Genomic DNA, 25,659 nt, shown 5'->3' on the forward strand with positions numbered 1-25,659 from the left:
AAGCTCGCCATTGTAGTCGTCCCGATGGGCCGGCTCAATCCGGAAGATTTCTCAGAGATTGTTGAGAAAATCTGCTTCGCAGCCCGAGTTCGCGACGAAGGGGTATGAGAAATGTGGGCTAAATACAGGTCCAAAGCCGCTCGCGAAGTCCGGAGAATCGTCCGGGAACGCGCTTGATGGCGTCTTCCAGAATTTTCTGCGAGCCGTGTATTTCCGCTCGATGCCGCGCTCGGGTAACGGCCGTGTAAATCAACGGGCGGTCCAGTACCGGGCTTTCAAGGTCCGGTAGCGCCAGCACGATCTCGTCGAATTCGGAACCCTGGCTTTTGTGAACGGTCATGGCGTACACGGTTTCGTGTTCGGGAAGGCGTGTCGGCGAAAATCCCCGGATGTGGCCGTCCGCATCCTCGAAAAAGACCCGAAGTCCTGCGCCGGTTTCCAGCGCGATGCCGATATCGCCGTTGAACAGCCGGAGGTCGTAATCGTTGCGGGTCACGATCACCGGACGACCGGGATACCATCGGCTTCCCCGGCGCAATCGCCGTTGCACGTAAAGTTGTTCCTCGAACCTGCGGTTTATGCCCGCCGCTCCGCTATCGCCTTCCCGATGAGCGGTCAGTACCCGAAAACGGCCGAAAAGGCGCAGAACGTCCTTTGCTTCGTCGCCCGAGTCGACGGCTTCGAAGAAAGCTCGATAGCCGCCTTCCATCCTTCGGACCAAATCCACTCCGCCGACCCGTGTCCGCTCCCAATGAATCTCGGGATGGCGGCCGCCGGCGAGCAACGCGACCGCTTCTTTCGCGCGCCCGGCATTGATCATTCGCGCCAATTGGCCGATGCCGCTCTCCGACCCGAAGCGATGGCTGTGGGTGAGGAGCGCGATACAATCGGACAGGGCCGGTGTGAACAGATCGCCCGACGGAATCTTGACACCCGAGGCTGCGTAAAGTTGATCGCAAAATGCCGGGCTGTAGCCGGACGATTCGCACAGATCGCCGAACACCGCGCCGGGTTCCACCGACGCCAATTGATCCTTGTCCCCCAGCAAAATCAGCCGCGCGCCTTTCGGCAAGGCGTCGATCAGCTTGGCCATCAGCGCCAGGTCGATCATCGATGCCTCATCCACCACCAATACGTCCAGCGGCAGCGGATTTTTCCGGTTATGGCGAAAGTAAACGGAGTCGGGCTTGGCGCCCAGCAGCCGATGCAACGTGGAGGCGGTTTCGGGGAGAGCGTCGAGTACGGCTTGCGGCACCGGCAGTTTCGCTTTCTGTTCGCGTATGGATTCCTGAAGCCGCGCCGCCGCTTTGCCGGTGGGCGCGCTCAGCGCGATGCGCAGCGGCTTTTCTCCGGCCTGGGATTGGAGTGCGGCGAGTATGCGAACCACGGTAGAGGTCTTTCCCGTTCCGGGGCCTCCGGAGATGACGCAGAACCGCCGCAACGTCGCCACGGCCGCAGCCAGCTTCTGCCGATCGGGCACCTCGGTGTTGTGCGCGAAAAGCCGGTCCAGTTCGGCGCGAAGTTTGGCCAGATCGATTTCCGGGCAAGGGCTTTCTGCGAGAGATATCAAGTTGTCCGCCAATGTCTTCTCGTAATGCCAGTAACGCGTCAGATAGAGGCGGTTGTTCTCGTCGAGGATGAGCGGCGCGAAGCTGCCGGGAGTCCCGACCAGCTTGGACTTTCGGAGCAGCGCCAGCCAATCGGCGAGACCCGGCAGCCTAACGACGCCTTCGCCGTCGTCGGGGGCTACCTCGGAGCCGGCATAGTCGCACAGACGAATACAGATATGACCTTCCGCGACGGCCTGGTAAGCCAGCTGTGCCGCCCAGATGACCGCTTCGTCGGGATTGCCGTCGAGCCGGCCCAAGTAAGTGGCGAACTGCTTTCCGAGCGTCGAAAGCTTCAAGAGTTTCTGGGCGGCCGAGGCCGGTGCGGCCGGTAAGGAACGTGCGGAAGAACGCAACGAGGCAGCGCGGGCTTCGGAGTTCATGACCTTATTATTCGAAATGGGGAGATGGCCTATTTTCGCCGTATTTTTCTTTATGAACAGTATCGGCGTTGGCCAAGTGACTAGACGGGGATGTTATCGAGCCGCAGTTTTGCGCTACGACGTCCCCATCAAGAGGCTGTCCAAAGCCTCGATCAATGCCTCCGTCGGCTTGTCCCAAAAGATTCCGGTTTTTTTCTGCGGCGCGATACCCCTCAGAAATAGGTAATACGCTCCGCCAAAATGGGTTTCATAATCGTAGCTCGGCAGCCTTTGCTTGAGATATCGGTGCAGGGCGACGGTGTAGATGAGGAACTGGAGATAATAATGCTCGCGCGTCATGGCGGCGGCGAGGCGGTCCGGAGCGTAATCGGCATGGGTGTTGCCGAGCCAGTTGGATTTCCAGTCGAGCAGGTAATAGCGGCCGGACGCTTCAAACACCAGATCGATAAAGCCTTTCATATAGCCTTCGATATGCTTGAAGTCGAGCAGCCGGGCGGCTTCGGCATAGCGGCGGTCGCGTTGAAATCGCGGATCGGCGAGAAGTTTCCGCAAAGCTTCGGAATCGCCCCCCCGCAACGCATAAGTGAATTCCATTTCGACCAGGCGCTTTTCTTCCGGCACATCGGACAGCTTGAGCCCGCTGTCGTCGAGCGGTGTTTCGAGGGCGGTTTCGATGGTCTGCCGTACGGTCGGCGTCCAGCCATCTCCGATGCCGTGAGCTTTCAATTTGCGGCGGACGAGTTCGGCTAGCCGTTCGGAATCCCGGCAGGCAAAATCCCACTCCTCCAGAATCGCGTGCAGGCAAGATCCGGCCCGAGCGCCACGCGGAAAGGCGAATATCGAATCGCCCGGCGCTTCCGGTAACTCGGATTCCGGCAGAACGTCGTAATCCGGCGCTTCGCTGTGCCGCCCGGTGGTCAAGGCCGAAAAGCTGCTCATGCGCCAGTTCGGGTAAAGCGGCGGACGCCGGAAGGGGCGAACGGCCAGGGTTGAATCGTCCTCCCGTTCCGAGCCGCGGTAGCGGACCGGACGGGTTTCGACGGAGCCTAGGCTAACGCAGCCGGGCGCCCGTTTCGCGAGGCCGCGGATGTCGGCGGCGATAAACCCGGTATCAGCTTCCAGCAGTCTTGTCTCCAATGCCGCCAGCGGATCGTCCTCCGGCGCCGTCGAGCCGCCGTGCAGCAGCCAGGCCATGGCGGTCGAGTGAAAGCCTTCGCTTTTGTCCCGCCCGTTCCGGACATTGCCCCAGACGACATAGCAGCGGTAAACGGCGCGCGTGAGCGCCACGTAAAGAAGACGCAGATTTTCCGACATTTCTTCCTGAACGGCCTGACGGCGGTTTTCCTCCAGCTTCGCCGAGCCGAGGTCCAGTACCGATTCGCCGTCGGCGTGCAGAAGCACCGACTGAGCCTTTCGCTGCCGCAGCCGTCCGTCCCAGAGAAACGGACAGAATACGATCGGGTATTCGAGCCCCTTGCTGGTGTGTATGGTCACGATCTTCACGCGCTTGGCGTCGCTTTCCAGTCGCAACAGCGCAGTTTCGTCGTTCTTAGAGGGACTCCGGATAGCGCGGCCGAACCAGCCCAGCAGCGTATCGATACTCGATTTTTTGCGGCTCTCTACCTGCAGCAGTTCGGCCAAGTGCAGGAGATTGGTCAGCCGCCGCTCGCCGTCTCGGAATTGCGGCAAATGATCGGTGATGCGGGCGTCTTCGAACCAGCGGCGGAACATCGGCATGAAGCCTTCGCTCAGCCAGACGTGATGATAGGTCTGGAAGCGGTCGAAGATCGCTTCCCAAGCATTCTCGTCCTTTTGCAGTTCCAATATCGCGTTGGCAGTATGATTCATGAGTTCCGTCGCCAGCGCGGCCTTGATCAGCGGCTCCCGCCCGGGCTGGGCGACCGCCTGCAAGATCCGTTCGAGTTCCGCCGCTTCGGGAGTCGAGAACACGTTCTCCTGCCCCTGGCGCACGCTGGGTATGCCGCAGGCCGACAGCGCGTCCTCGATCAAGCGCGCCTGGACGTGGGTGGAGACCAGTACAGCGATGTCGCCCCCGTCGAGGCTTCGCTCGCCCAGGCGCGCCTTGCCCTCGCTTGCGGCGTTGAGCAGCCGGGCGATTTCGAAGGCGGTCGCCGAGGCGGTCAACCGGCTTGCCGCGCCTTTCGAATAGGGCTTTTCCTTTCCTTTGTCGTCTTGCTCCGGCGGCAGCAAAAGAAAGCGGAACGGCTCCTCGCCGTCGTCTTCGATATCCAATACTGCACGCTGCCGTGCGGCGGGCCTTACCTCCGGATAGGGGATCTCGTCGAGCAGGAAAGGCTTCGGATGGCCGACGAACAAGGCATTGACCGCGGCGATGAGATCGCGCTCGGAGCGCTGATTGGTCTTCAGCGTGCGGCGGGTGATGCCTTCGTTGCTCCGCGCTTCGAGGTAGCTGAAGATGTCCGCGCCGCGAAACCCGTAGATCGCCTGCTTGGGATCGCCGACGAAGAACACCGGCGAGCCGCCGTCTCCGTAGATGCGGCGGAAGATGCGGTATTGGATCGGGTCGGTGTCCTGGAATTCGTCAATCAGGGCGGCCCGGTAGCGGCGGCTGACGGTTTCCGCCAGGCGTTCGCCGTGTTCCGAATCCAGCGCGCTGGCCAGGCGGTTCAGCAGGTCGTTGTAGCAGACGACTTGCAGCGCGCTCTTGCGCTGGTCCAGTTCGGCGTCGCAGAACTCGATCAGGCGCCGCTTGAGGCACTGAAGCCGGATTTCGAAATTTCGGCGCAGGGCCTCGTCCGCCTCGACCACGGACCGGCAACGTTGAAAAAAAGGATGCCGCGGTGGCTCGCAAGCTTTCTTGACGGCAGAGGCAAGGGCTTCGGGCGTCAGACGTTGAAGACCTTCCGGCAGATCGAGCAAGGGCGGGACTTCGGGTAAAACGACCGGCTGCGGAGTCTGTTCCGATGCCGGCCATCGGCCGAAAAATTCGGCCGTTTCGGCTAGCCAGTTCCGCAAGCTTTCGGGTTTGGCGCGGGTGCGATTGAAATTCGGATAATCCAGCAGCAGCGCCTCGATGGCAGTCCTTTCGGCATACCAGACTTCCGCCGCTTCGAGCACCGCCTGCCCGAACCGCGCGATGTCGTCCTCCTCGTCAGCCGGTTCGACGGGCCCGGCGATTTTCAGGAACGGCTTGCCTACATGGGGCTGAATTTCGCTCAGCCAGACATCGGGCGATTGATTTGTTTGGGCCAGATAATCGGCCCAAGCTGCGGAGGCGAGATAGACCTCCCGTCGCCAGAAATCGTCGACGATTTCCAGCAGCAAATCGGTTTCGTCCGGCATCAGCTCGCAATCGAAATCCGCTCCCGACTCGAAGGCGCTTTCGTTCAAGAGGCGCTGGCAGAATCCGTGGATGGTGTAGACCGCGGCCTCGTCGAACCCGCTGATCGCATAGCCGAGAAGGCGCCTGGCGGTCTCGGTCCGGTCGCCGTACAGTTCGATGATGCGGCGGCAGAAATCGTCGTCGCTTTCGCCGGTTTCGAAGGCGGAAAGGACCTCCCTCAACCGCTTGCGGATGCGGTCCTGAAGCTCGGCAGTCGCCGCCTTGGTGTACGTCACTACCAGAATCTGATCGACGCTGAGGCCAAGCTCCAGAATCAGCCGAACGTAAAGCCCCGAAATCGTCCAGGTCTTGCCCGTCCCGGCGCTGGCTTCGACCAGATTCAGCCCGGCGAGCTCGGCGTCGTAGATGTCGAGCTCGGGGGTATGGTCGGTGGATAGCTGGCTGGAAGGGAGCATGGGCGATTTCGTTTAATGCCGTAGAGCGCGGTGAGGAACGAGCCGCATCCTACGCCACGAAGCACTTCTCCGGCAACGACGAGAAAGATTGCGGCTAGAGCATTTTCATACCGACTGTACGGGCATTCGCGAGTAGGTCGGGAATCCTTTCCCGACACCACGTCTCGGCCGAGCGTCTTCGTCGGCAAAGGATTGCCGACCTACGAGTGCTTGAATCCATTCACCCGAGCCGAAGTCGCCAACGACTTCCGCCAAGCCTGTTTTGCCGGACGAGCGAGATGAAAACGCTCTAAAGCAACCGTTTGCGATTAGAAGGGTCGTCTTGGTGTCCCCAAGACGACCGGGAAAGCTGACGCCGTGTGGAAGGAGGGTAGTATTTGCCTTTAACCGCCGGAGTAGTGTTCGACGATCTCGACGCGCCGGTTTTTCGCACGTCCTTCTTCCGTCTTATTCGAAGCGACAGGCGCTATCATGCCGGCGCCCGCGGGCGTCAGGCGGTCGCGAGCGATGCCATGGGCCGACACCAGCGTGTCCGCCACGGCCTGGGCTCGTTTCTGGGACAGCGAGAGATTGTAGTCGAACGCGCCCTTGCCGTCCGTGTGTCCGACGATGAGGACCTTTAACTTAGGGTTTTCTTTCAGAAGCGCCGCCAATTGCGCGATTTGCGGTTCCGATTCCGGCTTGATCTCCGCCTTGTCGAAATCGAAGTAGATGCCGTAGATCGCGATCCGGCCGTCGCGCTCCAGCGCCTGCTGCATTTCGCTGGCCTTGACCAGCGCGATCTTGTCGGCCTCCATCGGCTTCGATTCGACGACCGTCACGGCAACATGCGGCGTCAGAGGCCGGGATTTGGTCGCCTTGGTCTCGACCCCGAGCATCCCGACGGTAACCCGGCCTTCCGGCGCATCCCGCTCCGCCAGCAAATAGACAGTGGTATCCCAGGTCGTCGGCATGCCGATCTGGCCGTTCCCGGCTTCCCAGAAGGTTGGGACCGATCCGCCGGGCGAACATTCCTTCGCGCCCTTGCAGAAGAAACGAATCGTGAATCCCTTCGAGCTCAATGCCGCCTCGTAGTTGCGCATGACCTCCAGGATCGAGCGATCCGCGGGGCCTTCATATCGGATCGAAGTGAGCTTCCCGGACACGCCGATCTGCCATGCCTCGGGCTTGTCTTTTTGGCCACGCTCCAGCGGTTTGAACGGCAGCTTCAATTCTTCGTAGGCTTTCGTTTCGTAAAACGTGATGACCGACCCCTCGTAACGTCCGACCAGGGCATGATCGGCGGAACCGGCCAGATCGGTTTTCTCGGCTTGCACCGTCCCGGCAAAGAGGGCCGGAACCGCCAAAAACAAAAACGAAATCCCCAATTGCAATCTCATGAGTTCACCTCGATTTTTTCCGCCCGATCGGGCATTTGTAATTATCCGAGTTTCCAGCGCATCCGCCGGCAAAAATGGCCGCCACCAGCATGAAATCCAAGCCTTGGTCGGCGCCGTCCTCGTCCGGTTGAAAACAAGATTAGATCATTTGTGCGGTGACTGATTGTTCAGCGGCAGTTCGTAGGATGTGCCGACGATAGGAGGCGCATCGTTCGCGGTCGATGCCTGTCCTGAGCCTAGTCGAAGGGCGGTTCGGATACTCACCGCATCCTACCGCACTCTCATTTTGCTTTTAGCCAATAAAGTAAAGAATTGCCCCCTACTCGCATATATGCCATACGCGGGCTAGTCCTCATATATTGGGACAAGCAACCCTGGCTGAGCATCTGAAATCCAATAAACGCCCGCCCCGTATTTGTATCCTTGTGAGTACTCCTCTAGTTCGCGGGCCTCTGACTCGAACAGCGTGAAACGGTATTGCTTCTTAAGTCCAGCGGCAGCGGGCTCCGTATGGATAGAAAGAGTCAAAGAATATTCACCTGGCACCCACTGATATTTCCTGCGAAAGAAATTAAGCAGCCCAGCAACGACAGTGGGGCTCGCCTCGCATAATTTCTCACGATTTTCGGGCTCTTGCTTTTGTTGAAGGATATCTGAACGAACGGCCGATTCTAGAAACCGATATTCTTTATCTTCGTCTCGCGCGAAAAGCTGGAAAAAATTGATGATGTGCGCCCGTTCTTCTCTAGGTAAGAGTCGGAACGGCGTGAACATTACTGTTTCTTTCGCATCGGGGGTCATCAGGTAGTTTTGAGCAGGAAGCGTGAAGGGCACTGCGCCTTTCCGTCGAAACTCGAGGGTCAACCCCTTCACACGAACCACACGACCGCCCTTGTTCTCAATAATCAAGTGCCACTGTGCATTGGGATTGCCGACTTTATGTGTAATATGAAGAAGGCTATAGGCTTCACAACCCAGCCTGGCGCGACGGAACATGATGTGCAGGGGCGGTAGCTGTGACAGAGTAAGTGCAGCCGCAGCAATCAGCATGGACCAGAAAGACCAGTCTTCATAGAAGGGAGTGGCTAAGGGCATTATTTGGTCTCGAACGTAAGTCGACCTCAAAAGCAAGGTCAAATCTGAAACATGAACGTAGTTATTGATTCGGTAACTAAAGCGAGATTATGACGTCTGAGAAGGATGAGCAGACGTCCAGTGAAACAACGGAGCGATCAGGCGCTGACCGAGGCCCGGAAAACGGCCGTGCGGATGCGGGCTGAAGGCTATACCGCCAAGGCCATTGCCACGATCTTGGAGGTGCATCCGAACACGGTGTACCGGTGGGCCAGTCAGGCCCGGAACGGGGGCGACACGGCCCTCGTAGTGCAACGACGTGGGCGCCGCAAGGGTGAGCAGCGGCGCCTGAGTGTTGGGCAGGAAATTGCCCTCCAGGCGCTGATTTGTCACCAAACACCGGACGCGTTGGGTTTGCCGTTTGCCCTGTGGACCCGGCAAGCAGTGCAGTTCTTGATTGTCCAGCAGACCGAAGTTTGGCTACCGATCCGGACGGTGGGGCTGTACTTGAAACGGTGGAGGTTAACCCCACAAAAGCCGCTGAAGAAAGCCTACGAGCAAGATCCGAGGGCGGTCACCCGGTGGTTACGGGAGGAGTACCCGGCGATCGCTGCCCGTGCCTGGGTGGAACACGCTGAAATCCACTGGGGGGACGAGACCGGAATTGAACAGGACGGGCAACGCGAGCGCGGTTACGCCCCACCAGGACATACGCCGGTGGTGCGAAAACCGGCGAAGAAGCTCCGCTTGAATCTGATTTCCAGTATCACGAATCAGGGACTAATGCGTTTTAGGGTTTACGAGCAGACGTTGACAGCGAAGGTTTTGATTGAGTTTATGAGCCGTTTGATTCAGGGCCAGCCGAAGAAGCTTTTCTTAATCCTGGACAACCTGAAGGTGCACCGGAGCCAGGCGGTGCAAACCTGGTTGGAGGCCCGTCGGGACCGGATCGAAGTCTTTTACTTGCCGGCTTATTCACCCGAATTGAATCCGGATGAGCTGTTGAACAGCGATTTAAAGGGCGTCCTGCACGCTGGGCGACCGGCGAAGAATAAGGCGGAGCTGAAACGCAAAGCGCGGTCCCATCTGCACCGGTTACAGAAACGGCCCGAGCGCATCAGGCGCTATTTCAAACACCCGAACATAACCTATGCGGCCGCGGCCGGATGATTCTGATTTAATTGCCGGGACAATAACGTCTTTCTTTGCGTCAATTTTGATATCTTAATGTTATTAATCAGATTGATCTCAAATTGATGAGCATGAATTCACCGAATTGCGGTGTCTTATCGACAATCACGGACATACCTCTTTCACCATCGAAGCCAACATTGGGCCTATAAGCTCGACGGCCAATACCTCGAAGTTTTGATTCAACGGACCACTACCCCGGTAGACCGTCTGGTAATAAGGATTCGTGCTTTCGCCGGACTGGAATTCGGAGCCTTCCCAGATACTCCAGGCCTGCCTTAGCGCGTTGAGCCGGATAGCCTCCGGATCACCGCCGAGTCTGGCCGGCGGATCGTGTATGCAGCGGGCGTAGGCATAACTCGATTTGGGGAAGAAGGGCAGCGGGGCGGATAGTCCCTGCCAGTAGGCGTTCAGGAGTTTCGCAAGCTCGTTTTCGGGCTCGGCTACGGCCTGGAATGTGAGGGTTTGCTTAGGGGTATGCAGCAGGGATTGGAGTGTCGCGCCTTCGGGGGCGATCAGGCAAAGCATCAGGTGCCGGAGCCAGAGGTCGAAGAGCTGGCGGGGGCTCGGCTCTTCGAAGCTGTAGTCGGTCAGGCCGCTAGTGCCGACTTCGGCGAGGGAGCCGATGAGGCGCAGCCCGTTCGCTTCGAAATCCACCGGCATCGGCTCGAAGCGGGGTTTGACGAGCTCCGGGAGCAGTTTAACCGCGAAGCTTTCGACCAACCGTTGCTCCTTGCCGTGCAGCGCTTCGCCGAAGCGGCCGTGGGGCAAAAGGCCCTGGGCGTCGGCGAGCAACAGCGCGCTCTGCGGTTCTCGATCCTGTGCCAAGGCGTTCAGCAGGTTTTGGCGGACCTGGTTTCTCGTCGGGTAATCCAGCGCAAAAGGTTCGCGGATTTCGAATTCCGCCGCGGCGTCCTCCAGAATGAGGTTCAGCCGCCGCCGCAGAAGATAGCGGGCGGGGTTGCTGAAGAAATAAGCGAGGCTCTCCGGATCGACGGTTCGCCACTCGTCTTCGGGTTCCGGTAGAGGGCCGGCAAACAAGGGCGCGGGTTCCTTGTCGCCCCGTCCTATCAGGCGGGCCGCGGCCCGCCAGGTCGACGAAAAGCCGGGCAACCGGGGATCGTCCTTGAAATAGCCGGGATCGAACGGTTGCAGCGGATGTTCGGTCACGAGATGTCTCTCAATGTTGCCCTCAGCCAGTTCGCAGCTTTGTTTCGCGACGTCGATGAGTTCGGACACCAAAGGGGAAGGCGGGAGTTCGGCGTTGTCGCGGACGCTGCGGCCCACATAGCTGAGATAAAGTACCTCGCGCGCCGACAGCAGCGTTTCCAGAAAGAGATAGCGGTCGTCCAGCCGGCGCGAGCGGTCTCCCCGGCGGGGATGCTTCGCCATCAGGTCGAAGTCGGGGGGATGGCGCTGACGCGGAAAGCTGTCGTGGTTCAGGCCGAGCACGGCGATGACCTTGAACGGCAGGCTGCGCATCGGCACCATCGCGCAGAAGGTGACCGCGCCGGTCAAAAAGCCGCCGGTGCTCGATGGCTGACACAGGCGATCGGCGAGCCAGCGCTTGATCACCCGTATCCCGACCGGCTCGCGGAAGCTGGCTTGTTCCGAGAGTTCCCGCAGCAGATCGAGGGTGCCGCGCAGCTGGAGCAGCAGCGTTTCGTCCTCGTCCCGCGGATCGAACAGCCGATCGATGAACGCGTTCAATCGTTCGATCCACTCCGTCACCGGCTGCTTCGCCTTGAACCGGTCCGCCCATTCGAACAGGGTTTCCAGAAATTCCGCGAACCGCTCCAGGATCAAGACCCGGCTGCCTTCGATGTCGTCGTAAGGCAGGGTTTCGGCGAACAGCGGAAAGCCGTCGCCCGCCAGTTCCTGCGGCAGGGCATAGCCCAGCATCAGGCGCTTCAGGCCGTCGCGCCAGGTGTGGCGGGGAATGTCCGGCAACCGGTATTCGGTCTTGTGGGTCCCGTCCCGTCCCCAGCGGGTGCCGACCGACCGCGCCCAGTGATGGATCATGGGAAGATCGTCTTCGCATAGCCGGAAACGGCGCTGTATGGCGGGTTGCTCCAAAAAGCCGAGCGTCGTGTCCGCCGCGAATCGGCTCTCCGGCAAATCGAGCAGCGCGAGAAAAGTCTCCAGGAGCGGCTGTTCGTGGGTCAAACCGCGGTCGGCGATGCTGAAGGGGATTTGCGGCGCATCGTGGCTTTCGGCGAATACCGCTTCGATGTAAGGCGTGTATTGCTCGATGTCCGGCGTCAGCACGGCCACGTCGCTCGGTTTCAATTCAGGATCGGCGTCGAACAGTGCCAGAAGCTGATCGCGCAGGACTTCGACTTCGCGCATCGGACTGTGGCAGGCATGGACTTGCAGCGAGCGGTCGTCCGGCCGTACGGCCAAGCGCCCGGCGCTGCGGCGGTCGATCAGTTCCAGGATGTCGGCCTGGAGTATGTGCAGCAGCGAATCGCGCGGCGGTTCCGCCCGAAACAAGCTGTGCAGCTCGGAATGCTCGGCCACGGAATCGAAAAATTCGCGGCCTTGTTTCCCTAGCGATGCCAGCAAGGGATGCCCCACTTCCAGGTACAGATCTTCCGGCGAGCGTTCTCCGGCCACGCGGCCGATTTCCCGTTCATCCCGGATTTCGCCCCAGTATTCGCGGCAGGGATTGAGCGCGTATAGATTGATCTCGGTATGCCTGGCGAGCGCATTCAGCACGTCCAGAAAGGCCGGCGGCAGCGAGGAAACGCCGAAGATGGCGATGCGCCGCGGAAGCCGATCGGCCGCCGAGTCGGATTCGAGCGCCGTCAGCAGTTCGTTCATGAAACGGGCGCGATGGGGCGCAGCTTCCCCCATGCTCAGGTCGCGCCACAATAGGGCTTGCCAGTCCTCGTCGCCGTCCAAGGCGAGCGTTTCGCCGCGTTCCCAGGCGGCTATCCAGTCGGCCCGGTACATCAGATATTGATCGAACAGATCGGCGATCCGCTTAGCGAGTTGGAACCGGCGGAGTTCGTCTCCGTTTTGGAGATACCCGGACAGGCGCGGAGTTCGCTCCAGATTCGCGGTTCGTCCCAGCCAGTCGAAGATGCGGAAGGTGAGTACCTCGGAAGAGAATGCCGAACGCCTCGGGAGTTCGCCGAGGAATTGCCGAAGCAGGTCCCAGATGAACGAGGCCGGCAGCAGAAAACGGACGTTGGCGCAGATGCCGAGATTGTCCGCAAGGCGCAGGGACAGCCAGCGTCCCATGCCAAGGCTTTGAACGATGACGATTTCCGGTTCGAAGGGGGAGGCCGGCGGTGTGCTGTCCGCCGTCAAGAGTTCGGCGAGAAATTCCAGCTTGTCGGAGTGGTAGAGGCGAAGCACGGGGCGGTCAGTTAGGTTTCGTTCTTAATACCCTCACCCTAGCCCTCTCCCAGCGGGAGAGGGAAAGATCGGTATTGCCATGCAAATAGCGGATTGCGCTTGGGCCCGCCTCGTGGGAAAGGCTCCGGCTTACGAGGTGCAGCGCCGTAGGCTGGGTCCAGGAACGAGACCCAGCATTTTCAGGAGATCAGATGCGAGATCGAACTGGGATTACGCAAAGCTCCATTCCAGCCTACGGACTTTGCCATTCCTGCGGCGCGGGGATGCCGGTTTACGCCTTGCCCAAGTGAGGCCATTGATAACCCTTGACCAGACCTTGCCAGTAAATCACCGGGATGATGTAACGCTTCAACAGATACATGCTGTAGCGCTCCTTGCCCTGGTCGAAGGGAAAGGTTTCCTTGGGCTTCAGGTCGTAGTCGAATTCGGCCAGGATCAGCTTGCCGTAACCGGTGATCAGCGGGCACGAAGTATAGCCGTCGTATTTGGCTACCGGCTGTCCGCCGTTCATGACCGACAGGAGATTCGCGGTCAGGATCGGGCTTTGCGCCCGGACTGCCGCCGCCGTCTTGGACGTGGGCAGGCTGCTGGCATCGCCCAGGCTGAACACGTTGGGGTAGCGGACGTGCTGCAAGGTGTCCTTATTTACGTCCACCCACCCGCCTTCGTTCCCGAGCGGACTTTTCTTGAGGAAGTCGGGAGCGCTCATGGGCGGAACCACGTGGATCATGTCGTAGGGCTGAACGACGCTCTCTCCGGTATCGAGATTCTTGAACACGGCCTCTTTCGACGCCGGGCGCAGTTCCACCAGATTGTGCTTGAAATGAACTTCGATATTGCGCGGTTTCACCACCTGTTCCATCAGGCTGGCGGCGTATTTGGGCGCGCTGAAGATGGTGGGCGTGGCGCAGTAGTAGACGACGCGGGATTTGTCACGCAGGCCGTGCTTGCGGAAATAATCCTCCGCCAAATACATGATTTTCTGCGGTGCGCCGGCGCATTTGATGGGCGGCGGCGGAAAAGTGAACACGGCGTTGCCGCCCTTGAAGTTCCGGATGTTTTCCCAGGTGGTGTTCACGGTGTCGTAGCTGTAATTGCTGCACACCCCGTCCTTGCCTACCGCTTCCTTTACGCCCGGGATCTTGTCCCAGTCGATCTGTAGCCCCGGACAGACGACCAGGTAGTCGTAGCCGATTTCCTTGCCGCCCTCGGTTTTCAGCGAATTGTTGGCGGGATCGAACTCCGCGGCGGCATCGCGTATCCAGGTGGCGCCTTTGGGGATCAACTCGGCCATCGGTTTGACCGACTGCTCGCGAGTGACGACGCCGCCTCCGACGAACGTCCAGAAGGGCTGGTAATAATGCTTCTCGGACGGCTCGATGATGGCGACATCCGTTATCCCGGCATGCAGCAGACGGGCGGCGATGCCGAGCCCGGCGGCGCCGCCGCCGATCACTACGACACGATGATGAATCTTGCTATCCATGGGGTCTTCCTCTTGGGTGGATGAGTTTTAGAATTTATTAATCGAGATTTCTTATTTTCAGATTCATTCTCAATGATTTGGCTTGTCCGCCCAATTCTGCCTTGCATGGAGGTCCTTTGACAATGTATTCCGGTTTTGGACCGGCTGTCGGCCTGCGCGAACGTCGCCCCGCCCGGATTAGGTAAGTCTTTGTAATGGCTGAGGCCAATTTAACCTGCTATCTTCATGTGGCGGAGGAACAACACGCTTTGGGAGTTCAGTCGCGCTTTAGTTTGTTCATCAATTACAAGGAAACAATAATGTTTAAGAAACCGTCTGTAATTACCGTTTGCGTCGCTACCGGGATGATCATTTCGGCCTCTGCTTCTGCGGATATCGTGATCAAATCGGGAGTAGGGCGCACTCAAACGGTTATGGAAGCCTCGATTCATTACGACGATTTGGGAAATGACGATATCGATTGGCCGGCGATAGCGCCGAATTACGAGGGAGATACCCAGCTCGGAGAAATGGCCGTAAAAGTAGATAACAAGACTACGTTGGTATGCGCCGTCTTGGGGAAAGGATACGATCTACAGGTTTTTACGGACGGCTCCGGAGCGCCCGTCATGCTTCCGACAGGACAGCCTCTCGTGGTGCCCGGCCATCTTCGCCATGTCATCACGTGTACCGATTCGTCGGGTTCGGAACTGTCGCGGTTGAGCACCGATGGCGATACGCCTGTCAGCTTTTCTCCGGTAGCATATCCTTGTAAATGGGCGGTCACGGAAATCATGTATGTCAAGGCGCCCGTGCTCACGGTGGGGCCAATTACCGCTCCCGGAAATACTGGAATGTTCAGTGGCGTTACAGGCGGCACCCTTACTGTAAAGGGTACGATCAATGCCTGTACCGGCCAAAATGTATTCACGAGTATTACCGGAACGCTTGCCAATTAAGCATGGATTACTAATCTCGATTTCATAATGCCTAAGGGATCGGCTTAGCCGGCTGATACAGATTATGCCGATCCCCCCTTTTCTGGCTCTGTATCTGAATACCCGTTCCCTTGCCGCAGTTGCTCTCTCCGCGTATCGGCCGTAGTGCTGCCGGCGTTGATCTCGCTCTTGGAGCATTCAGCCATCAGTCTCCTTTCGTTTCCAAGCGTCCGAATTTTGGCGCCTTGCTGGCTTTTGTCTTGCCGTAGTGCGACGAAAAGCGTTCAGGGCTTGCTAATGCCTTGTCGGTGCTAAGCTTTTTTTGTGGGCATCATTGTTGCTGAAGGCAGCAGAAAACTTTGGAAAACCGCGATGGCGCAACAAGACAAACTGGATTTAGGCGAAGAAAAGAAGAAGTCATCCAAGAGCGTTATTTTTATCGTTCTCGGAGCGATGCTGGGAACGCTCCTTGCCGTGTTCGCAGCGCTTTATTTTTGGGGGATCTTTCCACCGAAGCAGAACGAGAATGAGGCGGCTGCGGAATCCCATGACGACGGAGCACACGCGCTACCGTTGATCTATTTCGCTATGGACCCGGCTTTCGTGGTCAATTTCAAGAGCAATCCGGATGCCCGCCTGCTCCAGGTTGGCCTTAGCGTCGCTTCGAAAAATCAAGCCGTGATCGACGCGGTGAAAAAGCATTCGCCGATGATCCGCAACAACGTGCTTTTGCTGCTGAGCGGCCAGGAGCCGGCGGGGCTCAAGACGGCCGAAGGCAAAGAGGCGCTCAGGGGCAAGCTGCTCGAGGAAATCAACGCGGTAGTTTCTAAGCAAACGGGCCACAAGGAAGGCGCCGAAGAGGTTTTTTTCACCGGATTCATCATGCAATAGCCATGGCCGTTCATGATCTTTTGACTCAGGAAGAAATCGACGCGCTTCTGCACGGCGTCGACGACGGAGATATCGGAACCGAATCGGAGATCGATTTTCGAAGCGGCGAGGTACGGACCTACGACTTCACCAGTCAGGACCGCATCGTGCGCGGGCGGATGCCCACTCTGGAGATGATCAACGACCGCTTCGTCCGTCATTTCCGCATCAGTCTGTTCAATTTGCTGCGGCGCTCCGCGGAGATTTCGGTATTGGGCGTTCAGGTCCTGAAGTTCTCGGAATACGTGCACAGCCTGTTCGTTCCGACCAATCTGAACGTCATCCGGCTCAACCCCTTGCGTGGGCGTGGTTTGATGGTCATGGAGCCGACCCTGGTGTTCACCGTCGTGGACAATTTTTTCGGCGGCAGCGGTCAGTTCTACAACAAGATCGAGGGACGCGAGTTCACGCCGACCGAGATGCGGGTCATTCAGATGCTGCTCGAGCTGATTTTCAAGGACATGAAAGAAGCCTGGGCGCCGGTCATGCCGATCGAGTTCGAGTATCTGGGTTCGGAAGTGAACCCGCAGTTCGCCAACATCGTGAGTCCCGCCGAGGTCGTCGTGGTCTCCACCATACATATCGAAGTGGAAGGCGGGGGAGGCGATCTGCACATTACCCTGCCGTATTCCATGATCGAGCCGATCAGGGAACTTCTGGATGCCGGTATTCAGGGGGATAGAAGCGATGATTCGGACGACCGTTGGCGCACGGCTCTGCAAGCGGAAATCCTGGATGCCGAAATCGAGATGCACAGCACCTTGGTCGAAAAGACCTTGTCGTTGGAGGACATGTTGCGGTTGAGAGCCGGCGACGTGATTCCGATCGAAATGCCGGAGACCATTACGGTCGTCGTCGACGACATCCCCGTATTTCGCGGCAAGGTCGGGATCTCGCGGGGCAATTACGCAGTGCAGATTCTGGAGAAGATCAGCCGCGCAAGCGGGGATAAAGAACGCTTAATCGGGGTATTGGGAAGCGGAGTTGAACGAGCATGAGCGACGAATTGGAAGAATCGATCGAAGGCGCTGACGGGGGCGACGAATCCGAAGATCTAGCCGACGATTGGGCCGCCGCCCTGCTGGAGCAGCAAGAGGCTGCCAAAAAAATGGCGGAGCCTCCCCGCCAGCCGGCGGCTCCGAAACCCGAACCCGCGACCTTCGAAGATCTCGGGAGATCTCCGCCGGCGGCGGACGTGGCAAAAATCGAGGACATCAACCTGGACGTGCTGCTGGACGTTCCGGTGACCATCGCGATGGAGATAGGGCGCACTAAGATCAACATCCGCAATTTGTTGCAGCTGACCCAGGGCTCGGTCGTCGAGTTGGACCGGCTGGCGGGCGAACCCATGGATGTGCTGGTGAACGGCACGCTGATCGCTCACGGCGAAGTGGTGGTGGTGAACGACAAGTTCGGTATTCGTCTCACCGATGTCATCAGTCCCGCGGAGCGGGTGAGAAAGCTGAAATGAAGGCCCATGTCTTTGCGGTGGTTTCGTCGCTGATGTCGCCGGTTCTGCTGGCCGACACCGCTTCCGCCGTACCCAAGGCCTTGCCTTCGGTGGATATGGCGAAGAGTCTGACCGGATTGCTGGCGGTATTGGCGGTCATTTTCACTCTGGCCTGGCTGCTGCGGCGATTCGGCAGCTTTTCCCGGCTCGCGCCGGGAAGCTTTCGCGTGTTGGCCGCGGTTTCGCTGGGATCTCGGGAGCGGGTCGTGTTGTTGCAGGCAGGTGGGAAACAACTGGTGCTGGGGGTAGCGCCAGGACGGGTCGAGACCCTGTGCATCCTGGAAAATTCGGAAATCATCCCGGTCGAGAGCGGAATGCCGTCGGCCGGGGCCTCGTTCGCCGAACGCTTGCACGAGTTGACGGGGCGGCGATCATGAACCGTCGGCCGTACTTCGCTCTGACGTTTCTCGGGATGATCGCGGCTCTATTTGCGTTGTCGATTCCCTCGGCGCAAGGCGCTCCCGGCATCGAGGCTTTCACCGTGGCCGCCAACGGCCAGGGCAGCCAGACCTACACGGTCACGATACAGGTTCTGGCGCTGATGACGGCGCTGACCGTGCTGCCCTCGCTGTTGCTCAGCATGACCTCGTTTACCCGCATCATGATCGTCCTGGCGATCTTGCGGCAGGCACTAGGCGCCGGTCAGACGCCCAACAATCAGGTACTGCTCGGCATTTCGCTGTTTCTGACCCTGTTTACCATGCTGCCGGTGTTCGAGCAGGTGAACGAACAGGCCCTGCAGCCTTATATGAAAGAACAGCTGGCGCCGGGCGCGGCCCTCGAACGAGCCGCGGTTCCGTTCCGCCAGTTCATGCTCAAGCAGACGCGGGAAACCGATTTGGAGCTTTTCGCGCGCATATCCGGCAAGCAGGACATCGCCAGTCCCGAGGCGACGCCATTTTCCTTGCTGGTGCCGGCCTTCATGACCAGCGAGCTGAAGACGGCTTTTCAAATGGGATTTCTTTTGTTCCTGCCGTTTCTGATCATCGATCTGGTGGTGGCCACCATACTGATGTCGATGGGCATGATGATGCTGTCGCCCATGATCGTTTCGCTTCCCTTCAAGCTTTTGCTGTTCGTCCTGGTGGACGGTTGGGCGCTGGTGGTCGAGACGCTCGCGGCGAGTTTTTTCGTCGAGTAGGTCTTTACAGCAGGTATTAGAGCGTTTTTCATCCCGGTGTACGGATTCGTGTGGGGTGGGAAGAGCGTAGGTCGGCAATCCCTTCCCAATCGCAAACGGCATCTCTGGGAGCGCCAGAGCTGCCCTTCCGACAAAGCCCTTTGCCGAGCCAGTACGTCGGCAAGGGATTGCCGACCTACCTATGGGGCTCCCTTACACCGAATCAGAAAATGCTATAGGGAAGAGATGCCGGGATTACCCGTCATTCCGGCACGGATTGCTCGCCCCTTCCCTGGGGCTCGTCCTTCGGACCGTGCTCCGCACGTCCAAATTTGCTCCAGGCAAATTTGTGCCGGACAAACCGGCAGGACAGCCGGTTTGCACGGCGAGAGCCGCTCGGAGGGTGCCGGGCAGGATGGCCCGGTATGACAAACCGGCAGGACAGCCGGTTTGCACGGCGAGAGCCGCTCGGAGGGTGCCGGGCAGGATGGCCCGGCATGACAAATCGGCAGGATTGCCGATTTGCACGCGAAGCGCCCGTAGGGTGCCGCACAGGATGGCCCGGCATGACAAATCGGCAGAGGATTGCCGATTTGCACGCGAAGCGCCCGTAGGGTGCCGCACAGGGACTGTGCGGCATGAATCCAGAGGCCAAGGATGGCGAGGCGTCTACGTCCCTGTAACCTGGACCCCGGCATTCCTTGCCGGGGTGACGATATGGTTTGACTTTCATTACGAACAGTAAATGACACCCGAAACCATTGCCGCCCTGGGCCAGCAAGCCATGACCGTCACCATGCAGATCAGCGCGCCCATGCTGCTGGTGGCCCTTGCCGTCGGACTCGTGATCGCCCTGTTCCAGGCCGCCACCCAGATCAACGAGATGACCCTTACGTTCGTGCCCAAGCTCATCGCCATGGCCATCGTGCTGATGCTGGCCGGACCCTGGATGCTGCAACTGCTGATCGATTACACCCGGTCGTTGATTCGCAGCATACCCAGCCTGATCGGTTGAAGTCTGTGCAGTTCAGCGAAAGCCAGCTCCTGACTCTGGTCGCCGGCATCGCATGGCCTTTCTTGCGCGTTAGCGCGCTGTTTCTTGCGATACCGGTCTTTACCGGCCATATGGTGCCGGTCCGTGTCCGCGTCATGCTGGCGGCGTCCGTCACCTGGCTGATCTCGCCGATGTTGCCGGTCATGCCCGATGCGGAACTATTCAGCTTGTCCGGTTTCTGGATCGCCGTTCAGCAATTCCTGATTGGTCTCGCAATCGGTCTCGTTCTGCACCTGGTTTTCGAAGCCGTCGTTTTCGGCGGGCAGAGCGTCGCCTACAGCATGGGACTGGGTTTTGCGTCCATGGTCGATCCGCAGACCGGCGTGCAGGTTCCGGTCATCGCCCAGTTTTACCAAATCTTGGCGACGCTGCTGTTCCTGGCCATGGACGGACATCTGATACTGATCCGGCTGCTGGTCGACAGCTTTCAAATGCTGCCGGTCGGGTTCGAAGGTTTGAGTGCCGACGGAATGCGGCGGCTGGCGCTCTGGGCGAGCCGCTTGTTTGCTGCGGGAGTTCTGTTTTCCTTGCCGCTGGTAACGGCCTTGCTGTTGGTTAATCTGGGGTTCGGCGTAGCCAGCCGTGCGGCGCCCCAGCTCAATATTTTCTCGGTCGGATTCCCGGTCAGCTTGGGGTTGGGACTGTTTCTGATCGGCATTACCGTGCCGGACGTCCTAGGCCTTTTTTCCGGTTTTCTCGATGAAGGCTATCTACTGATGAGCGCGATTCTGCAGTAGGACTAATTCGATTCGGTATTCGAATGGGCATTAATCGTAGGGTGGGTTAGCGCAGCGTAACCCACCGATCCGAGGTCGCTCGGTGGGTTTCGCTTCGCTCTACCCATCCTACAAAAATGAATTCCTGTTGAAAGCGATTTGGAATAACCCACCCTTACAAAAGTTAATTCCGTAATTGAAAGCGATTTGAAATAAGGTGTCATGGCCGAGGAATCCGATCAGGAACGAACAGAGGACCCTACCAGTAAACGCCTGAGCGATGCTCGGAAAAAAGGTCAGATTCCGCGTTCCCGCGAATTGAACACTCTTGTTCTTCTGCTGACCGGTTCGGTAGCGATATTCGTCTTTGGCGGCGGCATGGCGCAAAGCCTGTGGCAAATCATGGAGGGAGACTTTCGTCTGAGTCGCCGCGACCTTTTCGATCCTGCGGCGCCGCTTGCCCATCTCGGCCGAGACTTGCTGGCCGCGGGCCAGGTTCTGCTCCCGATCCTCGGTCTTGCCGTTCTGGCTGCCCTGGCCGCTCCCATGGCGCTGGGCGGCTGGAATTTCAGCGGCGAGAACCTGATGCCCAAGCCGGAAAAGCTCAATCCCATGAAGGGCCTGGCTCGCATGGTCTCGGTTCAGGCCCTCGCGGAAGTCGTGAAGTCGGTTCTGAAATTTCTCTTGATCGGTTTTGTGACCGCCGGACTGCTGACGGCTTATTTCGACGATCTCGTCGGTCTCGGCCGCGAGGCTTTGCTTCCGGCGGCGAATCAAACCGCGCGCCTCGTCATGACGTTCATTTTCTGGCTGTGCGCTTCGCTGGGGCTGATCGCGATCGTGGACGTGCCCTTTCAGCTCTGGAACCACAAGCGCCAGCTGAAAATGACGCGCCAGGAAGTCAAGGACGAAATGCGCGAAGTCGAAGGCAAACCGGAAGTCAAAAGCCGGATTCGCAGCTTGCAGATGGAACTGGCGCGGCGCCGAATGATGGACGAGGTGCCGAAGGCCGATGTCATCGTGACCAACCCGACCCATTACGCGGTGGCCCTGAGATACGACCAGGCCGGCATGAAAGCGCCCAAAGTCGTCGCCAAGGGCGCGGACCTGGTGGCGGCCCAAATCCGGAATTTGGCCGTGGGTGCCGGTGTGCCGCTCCTGTCCGCGCCGCCGCTCGCCCGCGCGCTCTATGCGTCCACCGATCTCGACCGCGAAATTCCCGCCGGTCTCTATTTCGCGGTTGCCCAGGTTTTGGCTTACGTCTATCAACTCAAGGCGGCCCGGGTTTTCGGCGGCGACATTCCGACGCCGCCGACCGAATTCAAGATCCCGGAAGAATTCTTGCGCAAGGCTGCCGACGCGTAAGCCGCATACTGCCTGTATTTTTTTTCGGAGGGTCCGGCTCTGCGGCCGGTCGGCACGAAACGTGATTGCTGTCGCTGTCACTGAAGGTTACGCACGGGTTTCGTCATGGCCGCAACAGTTTTGGAACGAATCAAAGTCGCCGGCAAACTCGGCTTGGGGGCTCCTCTCGTCATTCTTCTCATGATGATGATGATGGTGCTGCCGCTGCCGCCGTTCATTCTCGATCTGCTGTTCACCTTCAACATCGCATTTTCGCTGCTGATCCTGCTGGTGACGATTTATACGCTGCGCCCGCTGGATTTCGCCGTGTTTCCGTCGGTCCTGCTGGTCGCCACGCTCCTCCGACTGAGCCTCAACGTGGCCTCGACCCGCGTGGTCCTGCTGGAAGGGCATAAGGGTCCCGACGCGGCCGGCAAGGTGATCGAGGCATTCGGCGAATTCGTGATCGGCGGCAACTACGCCGTGGGTCTGGTGGTGTTCATCATTCTGGTCATCATCAATTTCGTGGTCGTTACCAAGGGCGCCGGGCGCGTGTCGGAAGTCAGCGCGCGGTTCACCCTGGATGCGATGCCCGGCAAGCAGATGGCGATCGATGCCGATCTCAATGCCGGTCTTATCAATCAGGATGAAGCCCGGACGAGACGCCAGGAGGTCTCGCGCGAGGCGGACTTCTACGGATCGATGGACGGTGCCAGCAAGTTCGTCCGGGGCGATGCCATAGCCGGCATCCTCATCTTGCTCATCAACGTGGTCGGCGGGCTGATCGTCGGCATGCTGCAGCACGATCTGGCGTTTTCCGAAGCCCTGCACAATTACACGCTGCTGACCATCGGCGACGGTTTGGTGGCTCAGATCCCCTCGCTGTTGCTGTCGGTCGGGTCGGCCATGATCGTGACCCGTGTGTCCAGCAGCAACGAGAACATCGGCGCCCAGTTCAGCGCTCAATTTTTTGCCGATCCGAGGCCTCTTGCGCTTTCCGCCGGCGTGGTCGGACTCTTGGGCCTGATTCCCGGCATGCCGAATCTTGCCTTTTTGCTCCTGGCCGGCGCCATGGGCGCGTCGTCCTATTCCATTTCCAAGCGTCAGCGGCGCGAGCGCGAATTGGCGGAAGCGCGCGTCGCGGCCAGGCCCTCGGCCGCCGCGCCCGAAGTGAAAGAGCTCGGCTGGGACGATGTCGTGCCGGTCGATCTCATCGGGCTGGAAGTGGGCTATCGGCTCATCCCGCTGGTCGACAAGAATCAGGGCGGACAGCTCATGTCGAAGATCAAGGGCGTGCGCAAGAAGCTGTCCCAGGATCTCGGATTCCTGATCCCCTCGGTGCACATCCGGGACAACCTGGACCTGACTCCCAACGCCTACCGCATCAGCCTGCTCGGCGTCACCGTCGGGGAGGCAGAAGTGTTTCCGGATCGCCTGATGGCCATCAATCCGGGGCGGGTTTACGGAACGCTGAAGGGCGTCGAGGGCAAGGACCCGGCTTTCGGACTGGAGGCCGTCTGGATAGAACCGGATCAGCGCGACCACGCCCAGACGCTCGGTTATACCGTGGTCGATCCCGGTACCGTGGTGGTCACCCATCTCAGCCATTTGTTGCAGTCCCACGCCCACCAGCTGCTCGGACATCAGGAGACGCAGCAGTTGCTCGACCTGCTCGCCAAATCGATGCCGCGGCTGGTCGAGGATCTCACGCCGAAAACCCTGCCTCTCAGCGTCATTGTCAAGGTGCTGCAAAACCTTCTTCAGGAGAACGTGCCGATTCGCGATATGCGGACCATCGCCGAAACTTTGGCGGAGTTCGGCGGCAGAAGCCAAGATCCCGGCGTTTTGACGGCGGTGGTGCGTGCCGCACTCGGACGGCTAATCGTCCAGAAAATCAGTGGCATGGAGAAGGAAATCCCGGTTTTGACCCTGGATCCCGACCTGGAACAGTTGTTGCAAAAAATACTGCAAACGGCCGGACACGAGGGCGCCGGCATCGAGCCGGGCTTGGCGGAGCAGCTTCACAAATCCTTGGACGAGAAGACGCAGAAGCTGGAAATGGAAGGACATCCCGCCATTCTGCTGGTGTCCTCGCCGGTGCGGCCCTGGTTGGCGCGCTTCGTGCGCCATTCCATCCCTGGGCTCAATGTTTTGGCTTACAACGAGATCCCGGAAGACCGGCAAGTCAGGGTGGTGGCCAGCATCGGCCAGCGCGGTTGAGCCGCCGCGCACAGTCCCGCTGCGCTTGCCGGAGTCGTTAGCAAAGTTTTGGGGACGGCTTCCGAAAGACTAGGACATAGGCATGAAGATCAAACGATATTTCGCACCCGATATTCGTCAAGCGATCCGCATGGTCCGCGAAGAGCAGGGGCCGGACGCCGTGATTTTGTCCAACCGCAAAGTGGATGGCGGGGTGGAGATCGTCGCGGCTCGGGACTTCGACGAGCAGCTGTTATTGGATCGTGCGAAATCGGAGTCGCGCGGCGAATCGGAGACGGGCGATGCCGAACCGGTCGCGAAAGCCGAAACGGATACCCGGCGGCGCGCCGAGGACGCCTTTCGCGAGGCTCTTGGAAAGAGCTCGGCCGCACTGGGAGCAGGTTCGGCAGCGACGAGCCTTCGCAAGCCGGCTCCTTCCGTATCGGGCAAAGATATTCGCACAAATCGCCACCCCGGCAGGGAAGGGGCGAGTACTCCCTGCCGGAATGACAATCTTGGAGCTTGTGTAGATACCCATGCCATATCAGGGCGGAGCGAACAGGGCGGTCCTGCGGTCGAACCCGCTGCCGGAAAGCCGGCTTCCCGGCCCGAGCGAGAATCTTCTGTCGAAGCCTTCGTTTCCCAGCCGGCTCCTGCCAAACCGAGCGTCGATGCCGACGCGCTGAAGGAAATGCAACGGGAACTCAAACAGATGCGGCGCGTGATCGACGCCCATTTGAGTGAAACCGGATGGCAGGCCGCGTCGGGCCGAAATCCGACCCGACTGGATCTCTTGCGTCGTTTCGGCGCGCTCGGGTTCTCCAAGAAACTCAGTCTGGAACTGGCCGAGCGCTTGGGCGGCGTCGCCGACGCCGACGTCGCGTGGCAAGCGAGTCAACATGTCTTGGCACGGCAGATCCCGCTGGCCGAAGACAACCTGCTCGATTACGGCGGCGTCGTCGCCCTGGTCGGGCCTACGGGCGTCGGTAAGACGACGACGATTGCCAAGCTGGCGGCCCGGTTCAGACTCAAGCACGGACCGCGCCAAATCGCGCTGATCACCACCGACAACTACCGCATCGGGGCTCATGAGCAGCTCGGGACTTACGGCCGCATCCTCGACGTACCGGTCCGGGCGGCTTCCAGTATCGAGGATCTGCGTCAGCTGCTGTCGAGTTTCTACGATAAGCGCCTGGTACTCATCGACACCGCCGGCATAGGGCAGCGCGACCGGCGCCTGGCCGAGCAAGCCGCACTGTTCAGCCGCACCGACATGCCCGTCAAATCCTATCTGGTCATGTCCGCGGCCAGCCAGCTACGCGTGATGCAAGAGGCGGTGGAGGCCTTCAAGGTCTTTTCCCCGGAAGCCTGCATTCTGACCAAACTGGACGAAACCGGCCAACTCGGCGCCGCGGTGTCCACGGTGGTGGAGAACCGCTTGCCGGTGTCCTTCGTGTGCGACGGACAGCAGGTCCCGGAAGACCTGCACGTGGCGAGAACTCATCTATTATTAAACCGGTGTTTTGCCGAAAGGTCCGAAGCGGAGACTGTCGGCGCTCCGATGCCTACCTACGAAGACTGGATAGTCCATGCGAATGTTTGATAC

At 59.4% G+C, this 25,659-nt stretch carries 18 protein-coding genes; 12 read left to right on the top strand and 6 right to left on the bottom strand.

Annotation, left to right across the window (positions count from 1 at the left end):
• Positions 1–118: 118 nt before the first annotated feature.
• From recD to JOD69_RS06920, 4 genes are all read right to left on the bottom strand, one after another.
• Positions 119–1,990 carry an exodeoxyribonuclease V subunit alpha gene (gene recD / locus JOD69_RS06905; protein WP_086134259.1) on the bottom strand — a complete coding sequence of 624 codons (1,872 nt, stop codon included), beginning with the start codon at positions 1,988–1,990 and terminating at the stop codon, positions 119–121.
• Between the two features lie 114 nt (positions 1,991–2,104).
• Positions 2,105–5,770, bottom strand: coding sequence for an exodeoxyribonuclease V subunit beta (gene recB, locus JOD69_RS06910; protein ID WP_086134260.1), 3,666 nt, complete (start codon positions 5,768–5,770; stop codon positions 2,105–2,107).
• 383 nt (positions 5,771–6,153) lie between these two features.
• Positions 6,154–7,149, bottom strand: coding sequence for an OmpA family protein (locus tag JOD69_RS06915; RefSeq protein WP_210023818.1), 996 nt, complete (start codon positions 7,147–7,149; stop codon positions 6,154–6,156).
• A gap of 345 nt (positions 7,150–7,494) precedes the next feature.
• A complete protein-coding gene (locus JOD69_RS06920; protein WP_210023819.1) occupies positions 7,495–8,199 on the bottom strand; it encodes a hypothetical protein in 705 nt (234 codons plus the stop codon).
• Between the two features lie 150 nt (positions 8,200–8,349).
• On the opposite strand from JOD69_RS06920, the gene JOD69_RS06925 reads away from it, so the two are divergent.
• The gene (locus JOD69_RS06925; protein ID WP_086135753.1) at positions 8,350–9,393 is read left to right on the top strand and encodes an IS630 family transposase; all 1,044 of its coding nucleotides are present in this window, start codon (positions 8,350–8,352) and stop codon (positions 9,391–9,393) included.
• A gap of 126 nt (positions 9,394–9,519) precedes the next feature.
• Here the strand turns inward: JOD69_RS06925 and recC are convergent, their stop codons facing one another.
• Both recC and JOD69_RS06935 read right to left on the bottom strand, forming a co-directional pair.
• Entirely contained in the window at positions 9,520–12,777 is a 3,258-nt protein-coding gene (gene recC, locus JOD69_RS06930) for an exodeoxyribonuclease V subunit gamma (RefSeq protein ID WP_086135752.1), read from the bottom strand.
• 271 nt (positions 12,778–13,048) lie between these two features.
• Complete coding sequence (locus tag JOD69_RS06935) at positions 13,049–14,263, bottom strand: FAD/NAD(P)-binding oxidoreductase (protein WP_086135751.1); 1,215 nt, start codon at positions 14,261–14,263, stop codon at positions 13,049–13,051.
• A gap of 299 nt (positions 14,264–14,562) precedes the next feature.
• Between JOD69_RS06935 and JOD69_RS06940 the strand changes: the two genes are divergently transcribed.
• The 11 genes from JOD69_RS06940 to flhF all read left to right on the top strand — a co-directional run bounded on the left by JOD69_RS06940 (position 14,563) and on the right by flhF (position 25,656).
• Entirely contained in the window at positions 14,563–15,201 is a 639-nt protein-coding gene (locus JOD69_RS06940) for a hypothetical protein (protein WP_210023820.1), read from the top strand.
• Positions 15,202–15,552: 351 nt separating this feature from the next.
• Positions 15,553–16,071 (top strand): flagellar basal body-associated FliL family protein, encoded by a 519-nt coding sequence (locus JOD69_RS06945; RefSeq protein WP_086135749.1) that lies wholly within the window; start codon positions 15,553–15,555, stop codon positions 16,069–16,071.
• Positions 16,072–16,073: 2 nt separating this feature from the next.
• On the top strand, positions 16,074–17,108 hold the full coding sequence (gene fliM / locus JOD69_RS06950; protein ID WP_077730349.1) for a flagellar motor switch protein FliM: 1,035 nt from the start codon (positions 16,074–16,076) through the stop codon (positions 17,106–17,108).
• Positions 17,105–17,581, top strand: coding sequence for a flagellar motor switch protein FliN (gene fliN / locus JOD69_RS25205; RefSeq protein WP_086135748.1), 477 nt, complete (start codon positions 17,105–17,107; stop codon positions 17,579–17,581). Before fliM ends, fliN begins: the two co-directional genes overlap by 4 nt.
• Complete coding sequence (gene fliO / locus JOD69_RS06960) at positions 17,578–17,997, top strand: flagellar biosynthetic protein FliO (protein WP_077730351.1); 420 nt, start codon at positions 17,578–17,580, stop codon at positions 17,995–17,997. Before fliN ends, fliO begins: the two co-directional genes overlap by 4 nt.
• Before the next feature lie 35 nt (positions 17,998–18,032).
• Positions 18,033–18,761: a flagellar type III secretion system pore protein FliP gene (fliP, locus tag JOD69_RS06965; RefSeq protein WP_077730412.1), complete on the top strand. Its 729-nt coding sequence runs from the start codon at positions 18,033–18,035 to the stop codon at positions 18,759–18,761.
• Positions 18,762–19,485: 724 nt separating this feature from the next.
• On the top strand, positions 19,486–19,755 hold the full coding sequence (gene fliQ, locus JOD69_RS06970) for a flagellar biosynthesis protein FliQ (protein ID WP_077730352.1): 270 nt from the start codon (positions 19,486–19,488) through the stop codon (positions 19,753–19,755).
• A 5-nt stretch (positions 19,756–19,760) separates the two neighbouring features.
• On the top strand, positions 19,761–20,531 hold the full coding sequence (fliR, locus tag JOD69_RS06975; RefSeq protein WP_086135002.1) for a flagellar biosynthetic protein FliR: 771 nt from the start codon (positions 19,761–19,763) through the stop codon (positions 20,529–20,531).
• Between the two features lie 201 nt (positions 20,532–20,732).
• Positions 20,733–21,875, top strand: coding sequence for a flagellar biosynthesis protein FlhB (gene flhB / locus JOD69_RS06980; RefSeq protein ID WP_086135001.1), 1,143 nt, complete (start codon positions 20,733–20,735; stop codon positions 21,873–21,875).
• A gap of 105 nt (positions 21,876–21,980) precedes the next feature.
• Positions 21,981–24,074 (top strand): flagellar biosynthesis protein FlhA, encoded by a 2,094-nt coding sequence (gene flhA / locus JOD69_RS06985; RefSeq protein ID WP_086135000.1) that lies wholly within the window; start codon positions 21,981–21,983, stop codon positions 24,072–24,074.
• A gap of 82 nt (positions 24,075–24,156) precedes the next feature.
• The gene (flhF, locus tag JOD69_RS06990; protein WP_086134999.1) at positions 24,157–25,656 is read left to right on the top strand and encodes a flagellar biosynthesis protein FlhF; all 1,500 of its coding nucleotides are present in this window, start codon (positions 24,157–24,159) and stop codon (positions 25,654–25,656) included.
• Positions 25,657–25,659 lie beyond the last annotated feature (3 nt).

The organism is Methylocaldum sp. RMAD-M, assembly GCF_017832375.1.
In the GTDB taxonomy this organism is placed as follows: Bacteria; Pseudomonadota; Gammaproteobacteria; order Methylococcales; family Methylococcaceae; genus Methylocaldum.

What these genes read in the sequence shown, in the direction of transcription:
- recD (WP_086134259.1), bottom strand. Translation starts at nt 1,990, where the DNA reads ATGAACTCCGAAGCCCGCGCTGCCTCGTTGCGTTCTTCCGCACGTTCC.
- recB (WP_086134260.1), bottom strand. Translation starts at nt 5,770, where the DNA reads ATGCTCCCTTCCAGCCAGCTATCCACCGACCATACCCCCGAGCTCGAC.
- JOD69_RS06915 (WP_210023818.1), bottom strand. Translation starts at nt 7,149, where the DNA reads ATGAGATTGCAATTGGGGATTTCGTTTTTGTTTTTGGCGGTTCCGGCC.
- JOD69_RS06920 (WP_210023819.1), bottom strand. Translation starts at nt 8,199, where the DNA reads ATGCTGATTGCTGCGGCTGCACTTACTCTGTCACAGCTACCGCCCCTG.
- JOD69_RS06925 (WP_086135753.1), top strand. Translation starts at nt 8,350, where the DNA reads ATGAGCAGACGTCCAGTGAAACAACGGAGCGATCAGGCGCTGACCGAG.
- JOD69_RS06935 (WP_086135751.1), bottom strand. Translation starts at nt 14,263, where the DNA reads ATGGATAGCAAGATTCATCATCGTGTCGTAGTGATCGGCGGCGGCGCC.
- JOD69_RS06940 (WP_210023820.1), top strand. Translation starts at nt 14,563, where the DNA reads ATGTTTAAGAAACCGTCTGTAATTACCGTTTGCGTCGCTACCGGGATG.
- JOD69_RS06945 (WP_086135749.1), top strand. Translation starts at nt 15,553, where the DNA reads ATGGCGCAACAAGACAAACTGGATTTAGGCGAAGAAAAGAAGAAGTCA.
- fliM (WP_077730349.1), top strand. Translation starts at nt 16,074, where the DNA reads ATGGCCGTTCATGATCTTTTGACTCAGGAAGAAATCGACGCGCTTCTG.
- fliN (WP_086135748.1), top strand. Translation starts at nt 17,105, where the DNA reads ATGAGCGACGAATTGGAAGAATCGATCGAAGGCGCTGACGGGGGCGAC.
- fliO (WP_077730351.1), top strand. Translation starts at nt 17,578, where the DNA reads ATGAAGGCCCATGTCTTTGCGGTGGTTTCGTCGCTGATGTCGCCGGTT.
- fliP (WP_077730412.1), top strand. Translation starts at nt 18,033, where the DNA reads ATGATCGCGGCTCTATTTGCGTTGTCGATTCCCTCGGCGCAAGGCGCT.
- fliQ (WP_077730352.1), top strand. Translation starts at nt 19,486, where the DNA reads ATGACACCCGAAACCATTGCCGCCCTGGGCCAGCAAGCCATGACCGTC.
- flhB (WP_086135001.1), top strand. Translation starts at nt 20,733, where the DNA reads ATGGCCGAGGAATCCGATCAGGAACGAACAGAGGACCCTACCAGTAAA.
- flhA (WP_086135000.1), top strand. Translation starts at nt 21,981, where the DNA reads ATGGCCGCAACAGTTTTGGAACGAATCAAAGTCGCCGGCAAACTCGGC.
- flhF (WP_086134999.1), top strand. Translation starts at nt 24,157, where the DNA reads ATGAAGATCAAACGATATTTCGCACCCGATATTCGTCAAGCGATCCGC.